Genomic DNA, 17,798 nt, shown 5'->3' on the forward strand with positions numbered 1-17,798 from the left:
GGGAGTCTGCATGTCCGTGTTCGCCACCGCCGCCCAGGACCGCCTGCTGGACCTCGGCGACCTGCTCCGCGAGCTGGTCGCCCAGGGCCGGGTCGGGCAGGAGCAGGCCGAACAGTGCCTGGCGATCCGCCGCAGCGCGGTGCGCAACCAGCAGCATCCGCTGGAGTTCCTCGCCGCGCAGCAGGTCGAGGATCTCAAGCGCCCCGGACGCAAGCTCGACCTGGAGACCCTCACCCAGTGGCTGGCCGAGTACGCCGGCCAGCCCTACCTGCGCATCGACCCGCTGAAGATCGACGTCGCCGCGGTGACTCCGCTGATGTCCTACGCCTTCGCCCAGCGCCATGGCATCCTCGCCGTCGCGCTGAGTCCGGAGGAAGTCACCATCGCCAGCGCCCAGCCCTTCGTACAGGGCTGGGAAAGCAACCTGGTGCATGTGCTCAAGCGACCGATCAAGCGGGTGGTGGCGAACCCGGCGGACATCCAGCGCTACACCGTCGAGTTCTTCCGCCTGGCCCGCTCGGTCAGCGGCGCCACCTCGCCGGACCAGAAGATCAGCGGCGTCGGCAACTTCGAGCAGTTGCTCAACCTCGGCGCCGCCGACCAGGAGCCGGACGCCAACGACGCGCACATCGTCACCATCGTCGACTGGCTGTTCCAGTACGCCTTCCAGCAGCGCGCCAGCGACATCCACATCGAGCCGCGCCGCGAGCAGGGCACCGTGCGCTTCCGTATCGACGGCGTGCTGCACAACGTCTACCAGTTCCCGCCGCAGGTGACCATGGCGGTGGTCAGCCGCCTGAAGTCGCTGGGACGGATGAACGTGGCGGAGAAACGCAAGCCGCAGGACGGCCGGGTCAAGACCAAGACCCCGGACGGCGCCGAGGTGGAGCTGCGCCTGTCGACCCTGCCCACCGCCTTCGGCGAGAAGATGGTGATGCGCATCTTCGACCCCGAGGTGCTGCTCAAGAGCTTCGACCAGCTCGGCTTCTCCGCCGACGACCTGCGCCGCTGGCAGAGCATGACCAGCCAGCCCAACGGCATCATCCTGGTCACCGGCCCCACCGGCTCGGGCAAGACCACCACGCTCTACACCACGCTCAAGCAACTGGCCACTGACGAGGTGAACGTCTGCACCATCGAGGACCCGATCGAGATGATCGAGCCCTCGTTCAACCAGATGCAGGTCCAGCACAACATCGACCTGACCTTCGCCAGCGGCGTACGCGCCCTGCTGCGGCAGGACCCGGACATCATCATGGTCGGCGAGATCCGCGACCTGGAGACCGCCGAGATGGCGATCCAGGCGGCGCTCACCGGGCACCTGGTGCTCTCCACCCTGCACACCAACGACTCGCCCACGGCGATCACCCGCCTGCTCGAACTGGGCGTGCCCTACTACCTGATCCGCGCCACGGTGCTCGGGGTCATGGCCCAGCGCCTGGTGCGCACACTCTGCCCGCACTGCAAGGCGCCGATGCAACTGGCGGACAGCGACTGGCACGAACTGACCCGCCCCTGGAGCGCCCCGCCGCCCAGCGGCGCGCACCAGGCCGTGGGTTGCCTGGAGTGCCGCGACACCGGCTATCGCGGGCGCGCCGGCGTCTATGAAATCATGCTGCTCAGCGATAGCCTGAAAGAACTGATCACCGCCGACACCGACCTGGTCGCCCTGCGCCGCCAGGCCTACAAGGAAGGCACCCGCAGCCTGCGCCTGTCCGGCGCGCAGAAGGTCGCCGCAGGTATCAGTACGCTGGAGGAAGTACTGCGGGTGACCCCGCAGAGCGAACAGAAGTAGCGGCACATCCCGTCGGCGGAGTTCCGACGGTTGCACGGCACAACGCCGGACGGGCCTGCCAGGCCCACAGACAAGGATGTAGACGATGACGAGCGCTCCCCCCGCCGTCCCCGCGCCGACGCTCCCCAGCCCCGGCGCACCGCACCTGCGGCGAGCCGCGAGCGGCGTCCCTGGCCCGATGTGGCTCGGCCGGCCGCCGAGCCGGCGCTGAGGGCCGGCCGATGGAAATCCTGCTGCTACGCCTGGACTTCTGGGACTGGCTGGCCTTCGGTACCGTCCTCCTGCTCCTGGAAATCTTCGGTGCCGGCGGCTATCTGCTGCGGGTCGGCCTCACCGCCGCTTGTGTCGGTGCGCTCGGCGCGCTCCTGCCGGGACTGGCCTGGCCTTGGCAGGTAGGGCTGTTCGTCCTGCTCTCCGGGCTGGTCGCCGCCTTGCATCGACGCCGTCGCCGCAAGGCCGGTAGCGTCGAGGAAACGCCAGGGTTGCAGCGACGCGGCGACGACCTGTTCGGCCGCACCTTTCCCTTGCACCGGGCGATCGTCGGCGGGCTCGGCGAGCTGCGCGTCGAGGACGCGTTGTGGCTGGTCAGCGGTCCCGACCTGCCGCGCGGCGCCCTGGTCCGGGTCACCGGCCAGGACGGCGCCCTGCTGCACGTCGAGCCTGCCGTTCCCTGAATCGCTGTAGCTCCCGGCCGGCGGGGGCTGTACGGCAGCGGAAAAAGCGACCGGACGGTCATCCCCGCTGGAACTCCGGGACGGCAAACGCGATCTGATGTAACACGCAGCCCCCTATCAGGAGTTCCCCCATGCGTTCCGTCAAACTCGCCGCCGCCACCCTGGTCATCGCCGCCCTGCCGCTGGGCTCGGCCATGGCCGATACCTTCTGGCGCAACATCATTTCCTCGGGTGCCACCACGGCCTCCACCTACCTGACCTTCCGCCACGACCACAAGCTGATCGTCGCCGCGCAGGACGACGCCGGCAGCTACATCGCCAGCGACGGCGCGATCCGCGGGCCGTACCTGGAAGCCGCCCTGCAGAAGCTGCGCAACGACAACCCGGACCTGCAGGCCAGCGACATGGAACTGGCCAGCGCGATCCTCGCCGGCGGCGAGCAGTCCGCCGTCCAGCAGTAGGCCCCGGCGACCTCGCCTCCGCCCGGAGGCGAGGTCACTCGCGGTAGTCGTCCAGCGGCACGCAGGCGCAGAACAGGTTGCGGTCGCCGTAGACGTTGTCCACCCGGTTAACCGCCGGCCAGTACTTGAACGCCCGCGCATGTTCGCTCGGGGTCACCGCCTCGGCGATCTCGTAGGGTCTCTGCCAGATCCCGGTAACGTCGGCCAGGGTATGCGGCGCCCGTTTCAGCGGGTTGTCCTCCGCCGGCCAGTCGCCGCTTTCCACCTTGCCGATCTCGGCCCTGATGCTCAGCATCGCCTCGACGAAGCGATCCAGCTCCGCCTTCGACTCGCTCTCGGTCGGCTCCACCATCAGCGTGCCCGGCACCGGGAAGGACATGGTCGGGGCGTGGAAGCCGTAGTCCATCAGGCGCTTGGCCACGTCTTCCTCGGTGATCCCGGTCTGCGCCTTGAGCGGTCGCAGGTCGAGGATGCATTCGTGGGCGACGCGCTCGTTGCGCCCGCGGTAGAGCACCGGGAACGCCCCGTCCAGGCGGTTCGCCAGGTAGTTGGCGGAGAGGATCGCCACCTCGCTGGCGTCGGCCAACTGCGGGCCCATCATGGCGATGTACATCCAACTGATCGGCAGGATGCTGGCGCTGCCCCAGGGCGCCGCGCTGACCGCGTCGTTCAGCGGGTTCGGCCCTTCGACGCGGATCACCGGGTGGTTGGCGACGAACGGCGCCAGGTGCCGCTTGACCCCGATCGGCCCCATGCCCGGTCCGCCACCACCATGGGGGATGCAGAAGGTCTTGTGCAGGTTCATGTGCGAGACGTCCGCGCCGATGTCCGCCGGTCGCGCCAGGCCGACCTGGGCGTTGAGGTTGGCGCCGTCCATGTAGACCTGGCCGCCGTGGCGGTGGACCACTTCGCAGATCTCGCCTATCCCCTCCTCGTAGACGCCGTGGGTCGAGGGATAGGTGATCATCAGGCAGGACAGCCGGTCGCCCGCCTCGGCTGCCTTGAGGCGCAGGTCGTCGAGGTCGACGTTGCCGCGGGGATCGCACTCGACGATCACCACCCGCATGCTGGCCATGATCGCCGAGGCCGGGTTGGTGCCATGCGCCGATGCGGGAATCAGGCAGATGTCGCGCTGGCTATCGCCGCGGCTCTGGTGGTAGCGGCGGATCGCCAGCAACCCGGCATATTCGCCCTGTGCTCCCGAGTTCGGCTGCATGCAGATGGCGTCGAAGCCGGTGATCGCCCGCAGCCAGGCTTCCAGTTCGTCGATCATCCGGCGATAGCCCTCGGCCTGCTCGCGCGGCACGAACGGATGCAGTTCGGCGAATTCCGGCCAGGTGATGGGGATCATCTCGCTGCTGGCGTTGAGCTTCATGGTGCAGGAGCCGAGCGGGATCATCGCCTGGTTCAGCGCCAGGTCCTTGCCTTCAAGCTGGCGCAGGTAGCGAAGCATCTCGGTCTCGCTGTGGTGGGCGTTGAACACCGGATGCTGCAGGTAGGCCGAAGTGCGTTGCAGGACCGCCGGGATGCCGTCGGCCACCGCCCCGCCATCCAGGTGCGCGACATCCAGCCCGTGGCCGGCGCCGAGGAAGATCTCGAACAGGGTCGCCAGGGTCGCCGCGTCACAGGTTTCGTCGAGGCTCAGGGCCAGCCGCCGGTCGTCGACCACGCGCAGGTTGACCCGCGCCGCCCGCGCCCGCTCGAGGATCGCAGCCTGACGCTCGCCGACCTCGTAGGTCAGGGTGTCGAAGAAGTACCGGTTGAGCCGCCGCAGTCCCTTGCTTTCCAGGCCCGCCGCCAGCAGCGCGGTCAGGCGCTGGACGCGTTGGGCGATGCGTTTCAGCTCCTGCGGCCCATGGTAGACGGCATACAGCGAAGCAATGTTGGCCAGCAGCACCTGGGCGGTGCAGATGTTCGAGTTGGCCTTTTCCCGACGGATGTGCTGCTCGCGGGTTTGCAGGGCCATGCGCAACGCCGGGTTGCCGCGGGCGTCGCGGGAAACGCCGATGATCCGCCCCGGCATTGCCCGCTTGTACCCTTCGCGGGTGGCGAAGAACGCCGCGTGCGGCCCGCCGTAGCCCATCGGTACGCCAAAGCGCTGGGCGCTGCCGAGCACCACGTCGGCACCGAGTTCCCCCGGCGGGGTCAGCACCAACAGGGCGAGCAGGTCGCTGGCGACGCAAGCCAGCGCCTGTTGGCCGTGCAACGCCTCGATAAGCGGGCGCAGGTCGCGGATCTCGCCGCGACTGTCCGGGTATTGCAGCAAGGCGCCGAACACCGCGTGGGCGGCAAGATTGTCCGGCTCGTCGACGACCAGCTCGAAACCGAACGCCTCGGCGCGGGTACGCAACACCGAAACGGTCTGCGGATGGCAATGCGCATCGACGAAGAACCGGTTGCTCCTGGCCTTCGCCACCCGCCTGGCCAGGGCCATGGCCTCGGCGGCGGCGGTGGCTTCGTCGAGCAGCGAGGCGCTGGCCAGGTCGAGTCCGGTGAGGTCGATGGTCAGTTGCTGGAAATTCAGCAGCGCTTCCAGGCGGCCTTGGGCGATTTCCGGCTGGTAGGGCGTATAGGCGGTGTACCAGCCGGGATTCTCCAGCACGTTGCGGAGGATCACCGGCGGCGTCACGGTGCCGTAGTAGCCCATGCCGATCAGGCTGGTCCAGCGCTGGTTGAGCCCGGCGTAGCCGCGCAGGCGCGCCAGGGCGGCCTGTTCGTCGAGCGCGGCGGGCAGTTCCAGCGGCCGGTTGAGGCGGATCGCCGGCGGCACCGTCTGCACGATCAGTTCGGCGCGAGTGGAAACTCCGAGGAAATCCAGCATGGCCTGCTGTTCCGCCGGATCGGGGCCGAGGTGGCGGCGCAGGAAGGCATCGGCGGGCTGGAGCTGGGCGAGGGACGGCGTCTGCGACATGGCTTCGGTCTCGTTGAGGGCGGCATCGCCCTGCCAGCGATCGTCGCCGAACGGATATCGAATGAGAAAGCAACGACGGCGAAAACGCATTTCGCCGCTGCAAAAAGAACAAAGCCTCGAATGATCGAGGCCTTGTCCAAGGATAGCGGGTTTTGTCGCGACTACGCGGCGGCTCAGCCTTCCGCGTCGACGGCGGCCTGGTAGCCAGCGGCGTCGAGCAGCTTGTCCAGCTCGGCCGGATTGCTCGGCTTGAGCTTGAAGAACCAGGACGCGTACGGGTCGTTGTTGACGTCTTCCGGGGTGTCGGCCAGGGCTTCGTTGATAGCGATGACTTCGCCGCCGATCGGCGAATAGATGTCGGAGGCGGCCTTCACCGACTCGACCACGCCCGCTTCCTGGCCGGCGGCGAGGGTCTTGCCCAGCTCCGGCAGCTCGATGAAGACCACATCGCCAAGGGCTTCCTGGGCATGGTCGGAAATGCCCACGGTAACGCTGCCGTCGGCTTCCAGGCGAGCCCATTCGTGGCTCTGGGCGTAACGCAGTTCGGCGGGAATATTGCTCATCTTGTTTTCCTCGAAGTCGGGGGCGACGGCGGTCGCCATTGCCAGGTTAGATCAGGGGCTTGCCGTGACGCACGAAACTGGGCTGGACCACCCGTACCGGGTACCACTTGCCGCGGATTTCCACCTCGGCGCGATCGCCGGTGGCGGCCGGCACGCGGGCCAGCGCGATGGACTTGTTCAGGGTAGGCGAAAAGCTGCCGCTGGTGATCTCCCCCTCACCAATGCCAGCTACCCGCACCACCTGGTGGGCGCGCAGCACGCCGCGCTCCTCCAGAACCAGGCCGACCAGCTTCGGCTGGTCGCCGGCGGCCTTCTGCGCTTCCAGCGCGCGGCGGCCGACGAAGTCCCGCGCAACCGGCTCCCAGGCTACGGTCCAGCCCATGTTGGCGGCAAGCGGGGAAACGCTTTCGTCCATGTCCTGGCCGTAGAGATTGAGCCCGGCCTCCAGGCGCAGCGTATCGCGCGCACCCAGGCCCGCCGGGGAGATCCCGGCGCCAACCAGCTCGTTGAGGAAACCCGGCGCCTCGGCGGCCGGCAGCATGATTTCCAGGCCGTCCTCGCCGGTGTAGCCGGTGCGGGCGATGAACCAGTCGCCCTCGGCACGGCCCTGGAACGGCTTGAGTTCGCGTATCAGCGCGGCGCGTGCCGGGGATACCAGTTCGGAGCTGTGCACGCGGGCGTTGGGGCCCTGGATGGCGAGCATCGCCAGGTCGCCGCGTTCCTGCAGGTCGACCTTGAAGCCGGCGGCCTGCGCCTGCATCCAGGCGATGTCCTTGTCGCGGGTGGAGGCGTTGACCACCACCCGGTAGCCGTTCTCGGTCAGGTAGACGATCAGGTCGTCGACCACCCCGCCCTCTTCGTTGAGCATCGCGCTGTAGAGCGCCTTGCCGGTCTCGCCGAGGCGCGCCACGTCGTTCGCCAGGAGATGCTGCAGATAGGCCGTGGCCTGCTCGCCGGCGACGTCGACCACGGTCATGTGGGACACGTCGAAGACGCCGCAGTCACGCCGGACCTGATGGTGCTCCTCGACCTGCGAACCGTAGTGCAGCGGCATGTCCCAACCGCCGAAATCGACCATCTTGGCGCCGAGCGCGACGTGCAGCTCGTAAAGCGGGGTGCGCAATCCCATGGGTATTCTCCTTCCGGGCGTAGCGGGTGCCGTCGGCAGAGACCGCCGGCACGAAATCGCGCGCATTGTAGCCGCAAGCCCCGGAGCAGGACACCATGGAAGCGTGCCGCGATCTGTGCATAGACCCTACGGCCTGCATGGATACTAGGCTCAGCGATCGGAATGATGGGCAGAACGACGAATCAACCCGACCACCGGTAGCAGGCCGACCAGCACCAGGGTCAGGGCCGGCAGCGAGGCGCGCGCCCATTCGCCCTCGCTGGTCATCTCGAAGATCCGTACGGCCAGGGTGTCCCAACCGAAGGGACGCATCAGCAGGGTCGCCGGCATCTCCTTGAGCACGTCGACGAAGACCAGCAGCGCGGCGCTCAGCGAGGCCGGCAGCAACAGCGGCAGGTAGACCCGCAGGAACAGCAGCGGGCCGCCCACGCCGAGGCTGCGCGAGGCTTCCGGCAGCGACGGGCGGATCCGCGTCAGCCCGCTTTCCAGCGGCCCGTAGGCCACCGCCATGAAACGGATCAGGTAGGCCAGCAGCAGGGCGAACAGACTGCCCAGCAGCAGCGGCTTGCCGGCGCCGCCGAGGGCGCTGGAAAGCGGGATCACCCAGTGATTGTCCAGCCAACTGAAGGCCAGCATGATCGAAACCGCCAGGACCGAGCCCGGCAGCGCATAACCGAGGTTGCCCAGGCCCACCGCGCCGCGGATAGCGCGGGTCGGCGCCAGGCGCACGGCGAAGGCCAGCAGCAGGGCCACGGCGACCGTCGCCAGTGCGGCGATGCCGCCCAGCGTCAGGGTATGGCCGATCAGGTCCCAGTAGCGCTCGTCGAGGTCGAAACGGCCCTGGCGCCAGAACCAGACAACCAGTTGCGCCACGGGAATCACGAAGGCGCAGAGGAACACCAGCCCGCACCAGGCGCTCGCCGCCAGCGCCCTGGCGCCGCGCAGGCGGTACAGCGGCGCGCCGCGCGGACGCTCGCTGGCGGCCTTGGCCCGGCCTCGCGTGTGGCGCTCGCCGAGCAGCACCAGGCATACCCCGAGCAACAACAGGCTGGCCAGCTGGGCGGCGCTGGAGAGGCTGTAGAAGCCGTACCAGGTCTTGTAGATAGCGGTGGTGAAGGTATCGAAGTTGAACACCGATACCGCGCCGAAGTCGGCCAGGGTTTCCATCACCGCCAGCGCCAGGCCGGCGCCGATCGCCGGCCGCGCCATCGGCAGGGCGACCCGCAGGAACGCCTGCCAGGGCGACAGGCCGAGGACCCGCGCGGCTTCCATCAGGCCCTTGCCCTGGGCGATGAAGGCGCTGCGCGCGAGCAGGTAGACATAGGGATAGAACACCAGCACCAGGACCAGGATCACCCCGCCGGTGGAGCGTACGCGCGGCAACCGCAGGCCGCTGCCGAACCACTCGCGCAGCAGGCTCTGCACCGGTCCGGCGAAATCCAGCAGGCCGACGAAGACGAACGCCAGGACGTAGGCCGGGATCGCGAACGGCAACATCAGCGCCCAGTCCAGCCAGCGCCGCCCGGGGAATTCGCAGAGGCTGGTGAGCCAGGCCAGGCTGACCCCGAGCAGAGTCACGCCGATGCCGACGCCGAGCACCAGGGTCAGGGTGTTGCCGAGCAGGCGCGGCAACTGGGTATCCCACAGGTGGCTCCAGATTTCCCGGTCGATCTCCAGCCAGCTCAGCAGCAGCACGCTGAGCGGCAGCAGCACCAGCGCGGCAACGGTGAAGGTGATGGGGTACCAGCGGCGGGGAGCGGGATGGGCCACGAAATCCTCGGTGCGGAACGAACGACGCCCCGCTCGGACGAGCCGGGGCGCCGAGTATAACCGGCGGTCAGTTCCAGCCGGCGCGGTCCATCAGGCGAATCGCCTCGGCCTGGCGCTTGCCGGCGACTTCCACCGGGATGCTGTCGGCCTTGAAGCGGCCCCAGCTGGCGACTTCGGCTGACGGCGCGACCTGCGGGTTGGCCGGGAATTCCTGGTTGATCCCGGCGAACAGCGCCTGGGCGTCGGGCCCGGTCATCCATTCCACCAGCGCCTTGGCTGCCTCGGGATGCGGCGCGTGGCGAGTCAGGCCGATGCCCGACAGGTTGACGTGGACGCCGCGGTCGGCCTGGTTCGGCCAGAACAGCTTGACCCGCAGGTTCGGGTTCTGCTTGTGCAGGCGTCCGTAGTAGTAGGTATTGACGATGCCGACGTCGCACTGGCCGGCGTCCACCGCCTGGATCACCGCGTTGTCGTCGGCGAATACGTCGGTGGCCAGGTTGTTCACCCAGCCCTGGAGGATTTCCTCGGTCTTCTGCGCCCCGTGGGTCTCGATCAGGGTCCCGGTCAGCGACTGGTTGTAGACCTTCTTCGCCGTGCGCAGGCACAGGCGGCCTTCCCATTGCTTGTCGGCCAGGGCTTCGTAGGTGCTCAGTTCTTCCGGCTTGACCCGCTCGGTGGAGTAGACGATGGTCCGCGCGCGCAGCGACAGTCCGGTCCAGCTATCGGTGCTGGAACGATACTGCGAGGGAATGTTCCGTTCGATGGTGGCCGACTTGAACGGTTGCAGCAGGCCCATCTGCTCGGCCTGCCAGAGGTTGCCGGCGTCCACGGTGAGCAGCAGGTCGGCCGGGGTGTTCGCGCCTTCGGCCTTGATCCGCGCCATCAGCGGCGCTTCCTTGTCGGTGATGAACTTGACCTTCACGCCGGTCTTGCTGGTGTAGGCATCGAACACCGGCTTGATCAGCTCGTCGATGCGCGAGGAATACACCACCACTTCGTCGGCGGCCTGGGCCAGGCCGGTGATGCCCAGGGCCAGGGCGGCGAGTAGAGCTTTGCTTGCCTGCATGAAGAACAGCCTCGTCAGCGGAACGTAGGCACGAATGATAAGAAATCTCGCTTGCGAACCCGCGCGACTAAATGTGTCGGGGTGTTTCGCCTGCGTCCAGGCCGCCGAGGATGGCGAGAAACGCCTCCACCGCGGCGCTGCGGCCATGGCGGCGGGTGAAGACGAGGAAATCGGCCAGCGCCTCGGGCTCGGCCAGCGGGCGATAGACGACTCCGGCCCGGGCCAGCGCGGTGCTGCAACGCGGCACCAGGGCAACGCCCTGGCCGGCCGCGACCAGGGCGATGATCGAGGTGATCTGGCGTCCGGCCGGTCCCCTCGTCAGCGCCAGCCCGGCCTTCCGGTAGAGGCGCTCGATCAGTTCGTTGAGGCCGGAGCCGTAGTCCAGTGGAAACAGGATCAGCGGCCGATCACGCAGATCGTACAGGTCGATCCGCTCTTGCCGCGCCAGCGGATCGCCGTTGGGCACCGCCACCACCAGCGGCTCGCCGCCCAAGGCCAGCACCTCGATGCCAACCTGGCCTTCCGGCGGCGGCAGGCGCCCCAGCCCCACATCGATGCCGCCTTCGGCGATCTGCGCCCATTGCGCTGCCGAAGCGCCTTCGAGCAGCTCCAGTTGCACCTCCGGATGGCGCTCGCGGAACAGTCGGATCGCCTCGGTGAACAGGTCCGACAGGGCGATGGAGCTGGCGTAGCCCAGGGTCAGGTGGCCGGCCAGCCCCTGCGCCAGCTTGCGGGCGAAGCCGGCGGTGCGCTCCAGTTGGTCCAGCAGGCCGCGTGCATAAGGCAGGAACAGGCTGCCCTCGGCGGTGAGGGTCACCGCCCGGCTGGAGCGGTCGAACAGGCGAAAGCCCAGCTCTTCCTCCAGCGCGGATATCTGCCGGGTCAAGGGCGGCTGCGCCATGTGCAGGCGCTGGGCGGCGCGGCCGAAATGCAGGGTTTCGGCAACGGCTGCGAAGCAGCGCAGGCGGCGTAGGTCGAGCATGCGGTTCCTCGGTATCGATCGGTCCTGAATCGGTATTGGCCAGCCCGTCGGGAGCGCCCCTATAACAGGGGGTTTCTCGTCCAGGCAGAGCGTTCCATGAATTCGTCCCAGGGTTTCCCCCGCCTCGCGCTGTTTCTCTGCGGTTGCGCTGCGTTCCTCAATCTCTATACCACCCAGGGCATCTTCGACGAACTGGCGGCGAGCTTCCACATCAGCGCCCATCAATCGAACTGGAGCATCACCGCCACCACCCTGGCGGTGGCCCTCGCCGCGCCCTTCGTCGGCCGGCTCAGCGGCGGCCGCGAGCGCAGCCGGGTGATCGCCTTCGCCGCCAGCCTGCTCTGCGTGCCCATGCTGCTGGCCGCCCATGCCGGCAGCTTCGCCGCCTTCCTGCTCTGGCGCTTCGCCGAGGGGATGCTGATTCCCCTGCTGTTCGCCAGCAGCGTGGCCTACATCGGCGAGCGCTGGAGCGGCGGCGCGGTCATCGAGCTGACCAGCCTCTATGTCGCCGGGACCATCCTCGGCGGCTTCGCCGGACGCTTCCTCACCGGCCTGCTGACCGAGGAGTGGGATTGGCGCGTCGCCTTCCGGATCCTCGCCGGGCTGACCCTGCTCATCGCCGTCGCCATCCGCGCGCTGCTCCCTGCCAATTCTGGCAGGCACTCGCCCGCACCCGGGAAACGCCCCTTAGTATCCCGTGAACTGTTCCGGGCTCCGCTGCTGTCGTCCTACGCGGTGGGGTTCTGTGTCCTCTTTTCCCAGGTCGCCATGTTCACCTATATCGGCATCCATCTCAGCCGTCCGCCGTACAGCCTGGACACCGCTCAGCTCGGCTCGATCTACGCGGTGTTCCTCCTCGCCCTGCTGGTGATTCCCGCCAGCGGCCGCCTGGCCCGCGCCCGCCCGCACCGCCAGTTGCTGCTGGGCGCATCGCTGCTGGGCGTCTGCGGCTCGCTGCTGACCCTGGCGCCGGGCCTGCCGACGATTCTCGTCGGCCTGGCTCTCAGCGCCACCGGCGTGTTCCTCGCACAGTCCACGGTCAACGCTTTCACCGCCAGCAACGCCGGGACCGACAAGGCCGGCGCCGTCGGCCTCTACCTGACCTGCTACTACGCCGGCGGCAGCCTCGGCGCGGTGCTGCCGGCGCCATTCTGGGACCGCTGGGGCTGGCCGGGCTGCCTGGGCCTGATCCTCCTGGCCCAGTTGCTGCCGTTGCTGCTGACCCGCTACGGCTGGTCCGCACCACAGGCCGAACGCGCGGCCCTGCGCGCGTCGCAAGGAAGACCGTAACCATCGCAAGAACAACAAGAACCGACAGGAGGTTAGCCATGAACCATGTCATCACCCCCCACAGCAAGCTGCTCGGCGTCATCGAGCCAGTCCTCAACGACATGCCCGCCGGAACCCTGCGCCATGCGCTGTTCCGGGCCTTCTGGGACGAAACGGCGTCGTTGCTGGACATCGAGGACGCCTTCGCCCGGGTCACCGCCCGGCGCCAGGCGGTCGAGCCGCTGCGCAAGTTCTTCGCCAGTTGGTCGAAGACCAACAACTCGGCGGCCAGCGTTTCCGGGCTGGCCAATCGCCTGACCCTGCTGGCCCGTTCGGAACAGGGTTCGGCAGCGGCAGACCAGCTCTATCGAGCCTGCGGCAGCCTGCAACGGATCACCGACGAAGACCTCGGCGCCCTCGGCAACACCGTGCATGCCGATCTTTTCTACACCATGGCCACCACCCTTTGCGGCGACGACCGCTGGCTGCTGCGCGAGAACTGCCTGCCTTCGGCGCAGGCGTTCAAGGACTGGACCGACCGCCAGCGCCTACGCGAGCGCGACCTGATGCAGGGACTGCTGACCACGCTGGTACACGAGGTCTATACCCACGGCGAGGTGGAGTACATCCACCCGCTGTACAAGGAATGGTTCAGCCGCGACATGGGCGTACCCGCCGAACGCGCCCGCGCCACCGTGGCCTGGGTAACGGTGCACACCGGCGGCACCGAGAGCAATCACTTCGCCCACGCCACGGCGGCGGTGAACGCCTTCGTCGAGGCGATGGAAATCGAGGTGAACGAAGAAGCCGCGCGCAACCTGTTCGGGCTCTACCTGCGCAACAAGGCGCAGGTCATGCGTGACTGCGCGGCGCTGTTCTGAGGACTGGCGGCCCTCCCGTCAGGGGGGGCCGCCCCGCTCAGACTCGTGCCAGCGCCGGCAGGTCGCCGCTGAGGCCAAGCGCCTGGCGGACAAACAGCGCCTTCGCCTCGTGATGGCCGTCGACCAGGCGCAGGCCGGCGTTGCGCAGCCAGCGCAGCGGCAACCGGTCGGCCTGGAACAAGCGTTCGAAGCCTTCCATTGCCGTCATCATGCCCAGGTTGTGCGGCATCCGCCGCCGCTCGAAGCGACTCAGCACGCGTTCGTCGGCAAGCCGTTCGCCGCGCTCCAGGGCATGCAACAGGACCTCGGACAGCACCGCCGCATCGAGGAAACCCAGGTTCACGCCCTGTCCGGCCAGCGGGTGGATGGTGTGCGCAGCGTCGCCGACCAGCGCCAGGCCCGGCTCGACGTAACGCTTGGCGTGCCGCTGGCGCAGCGGGATGCACAGGCGCCGGTCGGCATGCAGGATGGCGCCCAGGCGCCGTTCGAAAGCTTCGCCGAGGGCAGCGCGGAAGCCATCCTCGTCCAGCGCCATCAGCCGTTCTGCCTGTTCCGGGGTGGTCGACCAGACGATCGAGCACCAGTGTTCGTCGCCGCGGTCCGGCAGGGGCAGGAAGGCCAGCGGGCCGTCGTCGGTGAAGCGCTGCCAGGCGGTTGCGCGGTGCGCGTTCTCGCAGCGCACGCTGGTGACGATGGCGTGGTGCAGGTAATCCCATTCGCGGGTGGCGCAGCCGGCCAGGCGGCGTACCGCCGAGTTGGCGCCGTCGGCGGCGACCACCAGCGGCGCGCGCAACTGACGGCCGTCGGCCAGGGTCAGCAGCCAGTCGTCACCGGAGTGGCGCATCTGTTCCAGGCGCGCGTTGGCCAGCAGGCCGGTGGTGGAATCGTGCAGGCGTTCCAGCAGGGCGTCCTGCACCACCCGGTTCTCGACGATATGGCCGAGCACCTCGGCGTGCACGCTGGCGGCGCTGAAGCCGATCCGCCCGGTGCCGGAGCCATCCCACACCTGCATCTCGCGATAGGGCTCGGCGCGGCGCGCGACGATGCCGTCCCAGGCGTGCAGGCGCTGGAGAATCCGCCGGCTGGCTTCGGACAGCGCGCTGACCCGCGGCTCGTAGGGCGCCTCCGGCTTGAACGGCGCCACGTCGAGCGAGCCGCCGTCCACCAGCAGCACCTCCAGGCCGCTGCCCTCCAGGGCCAGGGCCAGGGCGCTACCGACCATGCCGGCGCCGACGATGACCAGATCCGCGTGCATATCCTCGTTCTCCACTCGTGGGCCCTCTTCAGGCCGCGTTCCGCAGGCGCGGCTTGAGCCGCACGTACAGGGTTTTCTGAACCCGCGCCACCAGGGTGCCGGCGTCGTCGCGCACTTCGGCGTGCAGCCGGGGCAGGTACTTCTCGCCGCCGGCGGTCCGCTCACGGACCTCGTCGAGCAGCTTCTGGTCGATGCTGAAATGCGCATGCACCGGGCCCTTGCCCGGGCTGACGAACTCGATGTTGGCCGCCTTGTCCCAGACCACGTAGTCGCGGCCCAGGTTCTCCATCAGCATCAGCATGAAGAACGGGTCGGTCATCGCGTAGAGGCTGCCACCGAACTGGGTGCCTACATAGTTGCGATTGAGCCGGTTCAGGCCCATGCGCACCCGAACCTCGCGGAAATCGCCGGCGATGTGCCGCACACGGATGCCCGCCCCCAGGAAGGGCGGGTAGAGGTTCATGGCGAAGCGCAGCAGGCGGGCCTTGCGCGCCCTCGACCAGACCGGCATGGCGCTACAGCGGCCGCGCGCCGAGGCCCATGGCCTGACGGGCGAACCAGCGCTTGGCCGGCGGCAGCAGGTCGAGCCCGAGCAGGCCGAGGTTGCGCCCGGCGCCGAGCAGCGCGCGGTCGTTGGAGAACAGCCGGGTCACCCGGTCGGAGAAGCCGACGGTCATCTGCTGGTCCAGGCGCTGCCCATCGAGGTAGCGCTGCAGCACGGCGAACTCGCCCAGCGGGGCGTCGTCGTGGAGCAGGGCGTCGACCAGCGCCAGGGTGTCGCGCAACGACAGGTTGAAGCCCTGGCCGGCGATGGGGTGCAGACTGTGCGCAGCGTTGCCCAGCACCACCAGGTGCGGACGCACCTGCTCGCGGGCCTCGACCAGGTGCAAGGGGTAGCAGTGCCGTGCGCCGACCTGGCGGAAGGCGCCGAGGCGGTAGCCGAAGGCAGCCTGCAGCTCGCCGAGGAAGGCCGCGTCATCGAGGCCACGCAGACGTTCGGCGTCCTTGCCTGGGCGGGTCCAGATCAGCGCGCAACGGTTCTCCGGCAACGGCAGCAGGGCCATCGGACCGCTGGGGGTGAAGCGCTCGAAGGCCTGCCCGAGGTGCGCCTCGGAGGGCGATACGTTGGCGATCAGCGCAGTCTGCCGGTACGGCGTCTGCTCCACGGCGATGCCGAGTTGTTCGCGCAGCCCGGAACGACCGCCATCGGCGAGGATCGCCAGCTCGCAATCGAGTTGCGTCTCGTCGTCGAGGGTAAGCCGGTAACCGCCCTCCCGGGCTTCCAGGGTCTTCACTTCGGCCGGGCAGTGCCAGCGCACCACCTCGGGGTCGAGCGCCTTCCACAGGCACTGGCCGAGCCAGGCGTTCTCCACCACGTAGCCCAGCGCCGGCACGCCTTCCTCGATGGCGGTCAGGCGGGTGGCGCCGAAGCGGCCGCGGTCGGAAACATGGATATGCAGGATCGGCTCGGCGCGCTCGGCGATCGCCGGCCACAGGCCGAGTCGCTCGTAGATCTGCCGGCTGCCGTAAGACAGCGCCGAAGAGCGGGCGTCGTAGCTGGGCTGGTAGGCATTGCCGGGGGCGAAGGGTTCGATCAGCACGATCGACCAGCCGCGCTCCCGAGCGCCGGCCTGCAGGGCCAGCGCCAGCGAGGCGCCGACCAGGCCCCCGCCGATGATCGCCAGGTTGACCTTGCTCATCGTCACCTCAGGCTGCCTCGCTCTTGGCCGCGGCCATCAGCGCCTCGATCTCGGCGACGGTCTTCGGCACGCCGTTGGTCAGCACTTCGCAGCCATTGCGGGTGACCACCACATCGTCCTCGATGCGTACGCCGATACCGCGCCACTTCTTCGCCACCGAGGTATTGTCCGGGGCGATGTAGATGCCCGGCTCGACGGTCATCGCCATGCCCGGTTCGAGCACCCGCCATTCGCCGCCGACGCGGTACTCGCCGACGTCGTGCACGTCCATCCCCAGCCAGTGGCCAGCGCGGTGCATGTAGAAAGCCTTGTAGGCCTCGTGGGCGATCAGCTCGTCGACGTCGCCCTCCAGCAGGCCCAGGCGCACCAGCCCGGCGGTGATGACCCGTACGGTGGCCTCATGGGCCTCGTTCCAGTGGCGACCGGGGGCGATGTAGTCGAACGCCGCCATGTTGGCTTCCAGCACCAGTTCGTAGATCGCCTTCTGCTCGGCGCTGAAGCGGCCATTGGCGGGGAAGGTACGGGTGATGTCGCTGGCGTAGCAGTCGATCTCGCAGCCGGCATCGATCAGGATCAGGTCGCCGTCCTTGATCGCCGCATCGTTCTCGCGGTAGTGCAGGATGCAGGCGTTGCGTCCGGCGGCGACGATCGAGCCGTAGGCCGGCATCTTCGCCCCGCCCTTGCGGAACTCGTATTCCAGCTCGGCTTCCAGGTGGTACTCGAACAGCCCCGGCCGGCACACCTCCATCGCCCGGATGTGCGCCCGGGCGGAGACCTCGGCGGCGTAGCGCATGACCTTCACTTCGTTGGCGCTCTTGTACAGCCGCTGGTCGTGCAGCAGGTGGTCGAGGGCAACGAACTCGTTCGGCGGCTGCGCGCCCTGGCGGGCCTTGGAGCGGATCACGTTGATCCAGTCCATCAGCCGGCGGTCGAAGTCGGGATTGGCGCCAAGGGCGTAGTAGACCCGGTCGCGGCCTTCGATCAGGCCGGGCAGGATGTCGTCGATATCGCCGATGGGAAAGGCGTCGTCGGCGCCGTACTGGCCGATCGCACCGTCCTGGCCGGCGCGCAGGCCGTCCCACAGTTCACGCTCCGGATCCCGCTCGCGGCAGAAAAGCACGTATTCGCCGTGGGCACGGCCGGGAATCAGCGCCATCACCGCCTCCGGCTCGGGGAAGCCGGTGAGGTACTGGAAGTCGCTGTCCTGGCGGTAGACATGCTCGACGTCGCGATTGCGGATGTACATCGGCGCCGCCGGCAGGATGGCGATGCTGTTGGGTTCCATCTGCGCCATCAGCGCCTTGCGCCGACGGGCGTACTCCGACTTGGGGATACGGATCAT

The 17,798-nt window shown here is 68.5% G+C and carries 15 protein-coding genes; 5 read left to right on the plus strand and 10 right to left on the minus strand.

The genetic code is table 11. From position 1 onward, the window contains the following. Nucleotides 1-10: 10 nt before the first annotated feature. From M6E97_RS23100 to M6E97_RS23110, 3 genes are all read left to right on the plus strand, one after another. Entirely contained in the window at nucleotides 11-1,795 is a 1,785-nt protein-coding gene (locus M6E97_RS23100) for a GspE/PulE family protein (protein ID WP_003096276.1), read from the plus strand. A gap of 221 nt (nucleotides 1,796-2,016) precedes the next feature. Continuing rightward, nucleotides 2,017-2,469, plus strand: a complete 453-nt coding sequence (locus tag M6E97_RS23105) for an NfeD family protein (protein ID WP_009314473.1) — start codon at nucleotides 2,017-2,019, stop codon at nucleotides 2,467-2,469. 131 nt (nucleotides 2,470-2,600) lie between these two features. Continuing rightward, the gene (locus M6E97_RS23110; protein ID WP_003096280.1) at nucleotides 2,601-2,930 is read left to right on the plus strand and encodes a DUF2388 domain-containing protein; all 330 of its coding nucleotides are present in this window, start codon (nucleotides 2,601-2,603) and stop codon (nucleotides 2,928-2,930) included. A gap of 34 nt (nucleotides 2,931-2,964) precedes the next feature. On the opposite strand, the gene gcvP is transcribed toward M6E97_RS23110, so the two are convergent. From gcvP to M6E97_RS23140, 6 genes are all read right to left on the minus strand, one after another. Further along, nucleotides 2,965-5,841, minus strand: a complete 2,877-nt coding sequence (gcvP, locus tag M6E97_RS23115) for an aminomethyl-transferring glycine dehydrogenase (protein ID WP_031285798.1) — start codon at nucleotides 5,839-5,841, stop codon at nucleotides 2,965-2,967. Between the two features lie 173 nt (nucleotides 5,842-6,014). Continuing rightward, complete coding sequence (gene gcvH, locus M6E97_RS23120) at nucleotides 6,015-6,404, minus strand: glycine cleavage system protein GcvH (RefSeq protein WP_003107397.1); 390 nt, start codon at nucleotides 6,402-6,404, stop codon at nucleotides 6,015-6,017. A gap of 46 nt (nucleotides 6,405-6,450) precedes the next feature. After that, nucleotides 6,451-7,533, minus strand: coding sequence for a glycine cleavage system aminomethyltransferase GcvT (gene gcvT, locus M6E97_RS23125; RefSeq protein WP_003136048.1), 1,083 nt, complete (start codon nucleotides 7,531-7,533; stop codon nucleotides 6,451-6,453). A 150-nt stretch (nucleotides 7,534-7,683) separates the two neighbouring features. Then, on the minus strand, nucleotides 7,684-9,303 hold the full coding sequence (locus M6E97_RS23130) for an ABC transporter permease (protein WP_033937910.1): 1,620 nt from the start codon (nucleotides 9,301-9,303) through the stop codon (nucleotides 7,684-7,686). 67 nt (nucleotides 9,304-9,370) lie between these two features. Next, nucleotides 9,371-10,369, minus strand: coding sequence for an extracellular solute-binding protein (locus tag M6E97_RS23135; protein ID WP_023111984.1), 999 nt, complete (start codon nucleotides 10,367-10,369; stop codon nucleotides 9,371-9,373). Nucleotides 10,370-10,436: 67 nt separating this feature from the next. After that, nucleotides 10,437-11,351 carry a LysR family transcriptional regulator gene (locus M6E97_RS23140; protein WP_003110664.1) on the minus strand — a complete coding sequence of 305 codons (915 nt, stop codon included), beginning with the start codon at nucleotides 11,349-11,351 and terminating at the stop codon, nucleotides 10,437-10,439. 96 nt (nucleotides 11,352-11,447) lie between these two features. Between M6E97_RS23140 and M6E97_RS23145 the strand changes: the two genes are divergently transcribed. Continuing rightward, nucleotides 11,448-12,641, plus strand: coding sequence for an MFS transporter (locus M6E97_RS23145; protein WP_003141948.1), 1,194 nt, complete (start codon nucleotides 11,448-11,450; stop codon nucleotides 12,639-12,641). Nucleotides 12,642-12,679: 38 nt separating this feature from the next. Beyond that, nucleotides 12,680-13,501 carry a hypothetical protein gene (locus tag M6E97_RS23150; protein ID WP_003118038.1) on the plus strand — a complete coding sequence of 274 codons (822 nt, stop codon included), beginning with the start codon at nucleotides 12,680-12,682 and terminating at the stop codon, nucleotides 13,499-13,501. A 37-nt stretch (nucleotides 13,502-13,538) separates the two neighbouring features. On the opposite strand, the gene M6E97_RS23155 is transcribed toward M6E97_RS23150, so the two are convergent. Genes M6E97_RS23155 through pepP form a run of 4 tightly spaced genes read right to left on the minus strand, consistent with a single transcriptional unit; the run spans nucleotide 13,539 to nucleotide 17,798 of the window. Next, on the minus strand, nucleotides 13,539-14,756 hold the full coding sequence (locus M6E97_RS23155) for a 2-octaprenyl-3-methyl-6-methoxy-1,4-benzoquinol hydroxylase (protein ID WP_003110667.1): 1,218 nt from the start codon (nucleotides 14,754-14,756) through the stop codon (nucleotides 13,539-13,541). Between the two features lie 28 nt (nucleotides 14,757-14,784). Further along, nucleotides 14,785-15,267 (minus strand): hotdog fold domain-containing protein, encoded by a 483-nt coding sequence (locus M6E97_RS23160; protein WP_003099189.1) that lies wholly within the window; start codon nucleotides 15,265-15,267, stop codon nucleotides 14,785-14,787. A gap of 4 nt (nucleotides 15,268-15,271) precedes the next feature. Then, complete coding sequence (ubiH, locus tag M6E97_RS23165) at nucleotides 15,272-16,456, minus strand: 2-octaprenyl-6-methoxyphenyl hydroxylase (protein ID WP_003096305.1); 1,185 nt, start codon at nucleotides 16,454-16,456, stop codon at nucleotides 15,272-15,274. A gap of 7 nt (nucleotides 16,457-16,463) precedes the next feature. Further along, nucleotides 16,464-17,798 (minus strand): Xaa-Pro aminopeptidase, encoded by a 1,335-nt coding sequence (gene pepP / locus M6E97_RS23170; protein WP_023876155.1) that lies wholly within the window; start codon nucleotides 17,796-17,798, stop codon nucleotides 16,464-16,466.

This window comes from Pseudomonas sp. B111 (assembly GCF_026428275.1).
Taxonomy (GTDB): domain Bacteria; phylum Pseudomonadota; class Gammaproteobacteria; order Pseudomonadales; family Pseudomonadaceae; genus Pseudomonas; species Pseudomonas aeruginosa.

What these genes read in the sequence shown, in the direction of transcription:
- M6E97_RS23100 (WP_003096276.1), top strand. Translation starts at nt 11, where the DNA reads ATGTCCGTGTTCGCCACCGCCGCCCAGGACCGCCTGCTGGACCTCGGC.
- M6E97_RS23105 (WP_009314473.1), top strand. Translation starts at nt 2,017, where the DNA reads ATGGAAATCCTGCTGCTACGCCTGGACTTCTGGGACTGGCTGGCCTTC.
- M6E97_RS23110 (WP_003096280.1), top strand. Translation starts at nt 2,601, where the DNA reads ATGCGTTCCGTCAAACTCGCCGCCGCCACCCTGGTCATCGCCGCCCTG.
- gcvP (WP_031285798.1), bottom strand. Translation starts at nt 5,841, where the DNA reads ATGTCGCAGACGCCGTCCCTCGCCCAGCTCCAGCCCGCCGATGCCTTC.
- gcvH (WP_003107397.1), bottom strand. Translation starts at nt 6,404, where the DNA reads ATGAGCAATATTCCCGCCGAACTGCGTTACGCCCAGAGCCACGAATGG.
- gcvT (WP_003136048.1), bottom strand. Translation starts at nt 7,533, where the DNA reads ATGGGATTGCGCACCCCGCTTTACGAGCTGCACGTCGCGCTCGGCGCC.
- M6E97_RS23135 (WP_023111984.1), bottom strand. Translation starts at nt 10,369, where the DNA reads ATGCAGGCAAGCAAAGCTCTACTCGCCGCCCTGGCCCTGGGCATCACC.
- M6E97_RS23140 (WP_003110664.1), bottom strand. Translation starts at nt 11,351, where the DNA reads ATGCTCGACCTACGCCGCCTGCGCTGCTTCGCAGCCGTTGCCGAAACC.
- M6E97_RS23145 (WP_003141948.1), top strand. Translation starts at nt 11,448, where the DNA reads ATGAATTCGTCCCAGGGTTTCCCCCGCCTCGCGCTGTTTCTCTGCGGT.
- M6E97_RS23150 (WP_003118038.1), top strand. Translation starts at nt 12,680, where the DNA reads ATGAACCATGTCATCACCCCCCACAGCAAGCTGCTCGGCGTCATCGAG.
- M6E97_RS23155 (WP_003110667.1), bottom strand. Translation starts at nt 14,756, where the DNA reads ATGCACGCGGATCTGGTCATCGTCGGCGCCGGCATGGTCGGTAGCGCC.
- M6E97_RS23160 (WP_003099189.1), bottom strand. Translation starts at nt 15,267, where the DNA reads ATGCCGGTCTGGTCGAGGGCGCGCAAGGCCCGCCTGCTGCGCTTCGCC.
- ubiH (WP_003096305.1), bottom strand. Translation starts at nt 16,456, where the DNA reads ATGAGCAAGGTCAACCTGGCGATCATCGGCGGGGGCCTGGTCGGCGCC.
- pepP (WP_023876155.1), bottom strand. Translation starts at nt 17,798, where the DNA reads ATGATCCGTATCCCCAAGTCGGAGTACGCCCGTCGGCGCAAGGCGCTG.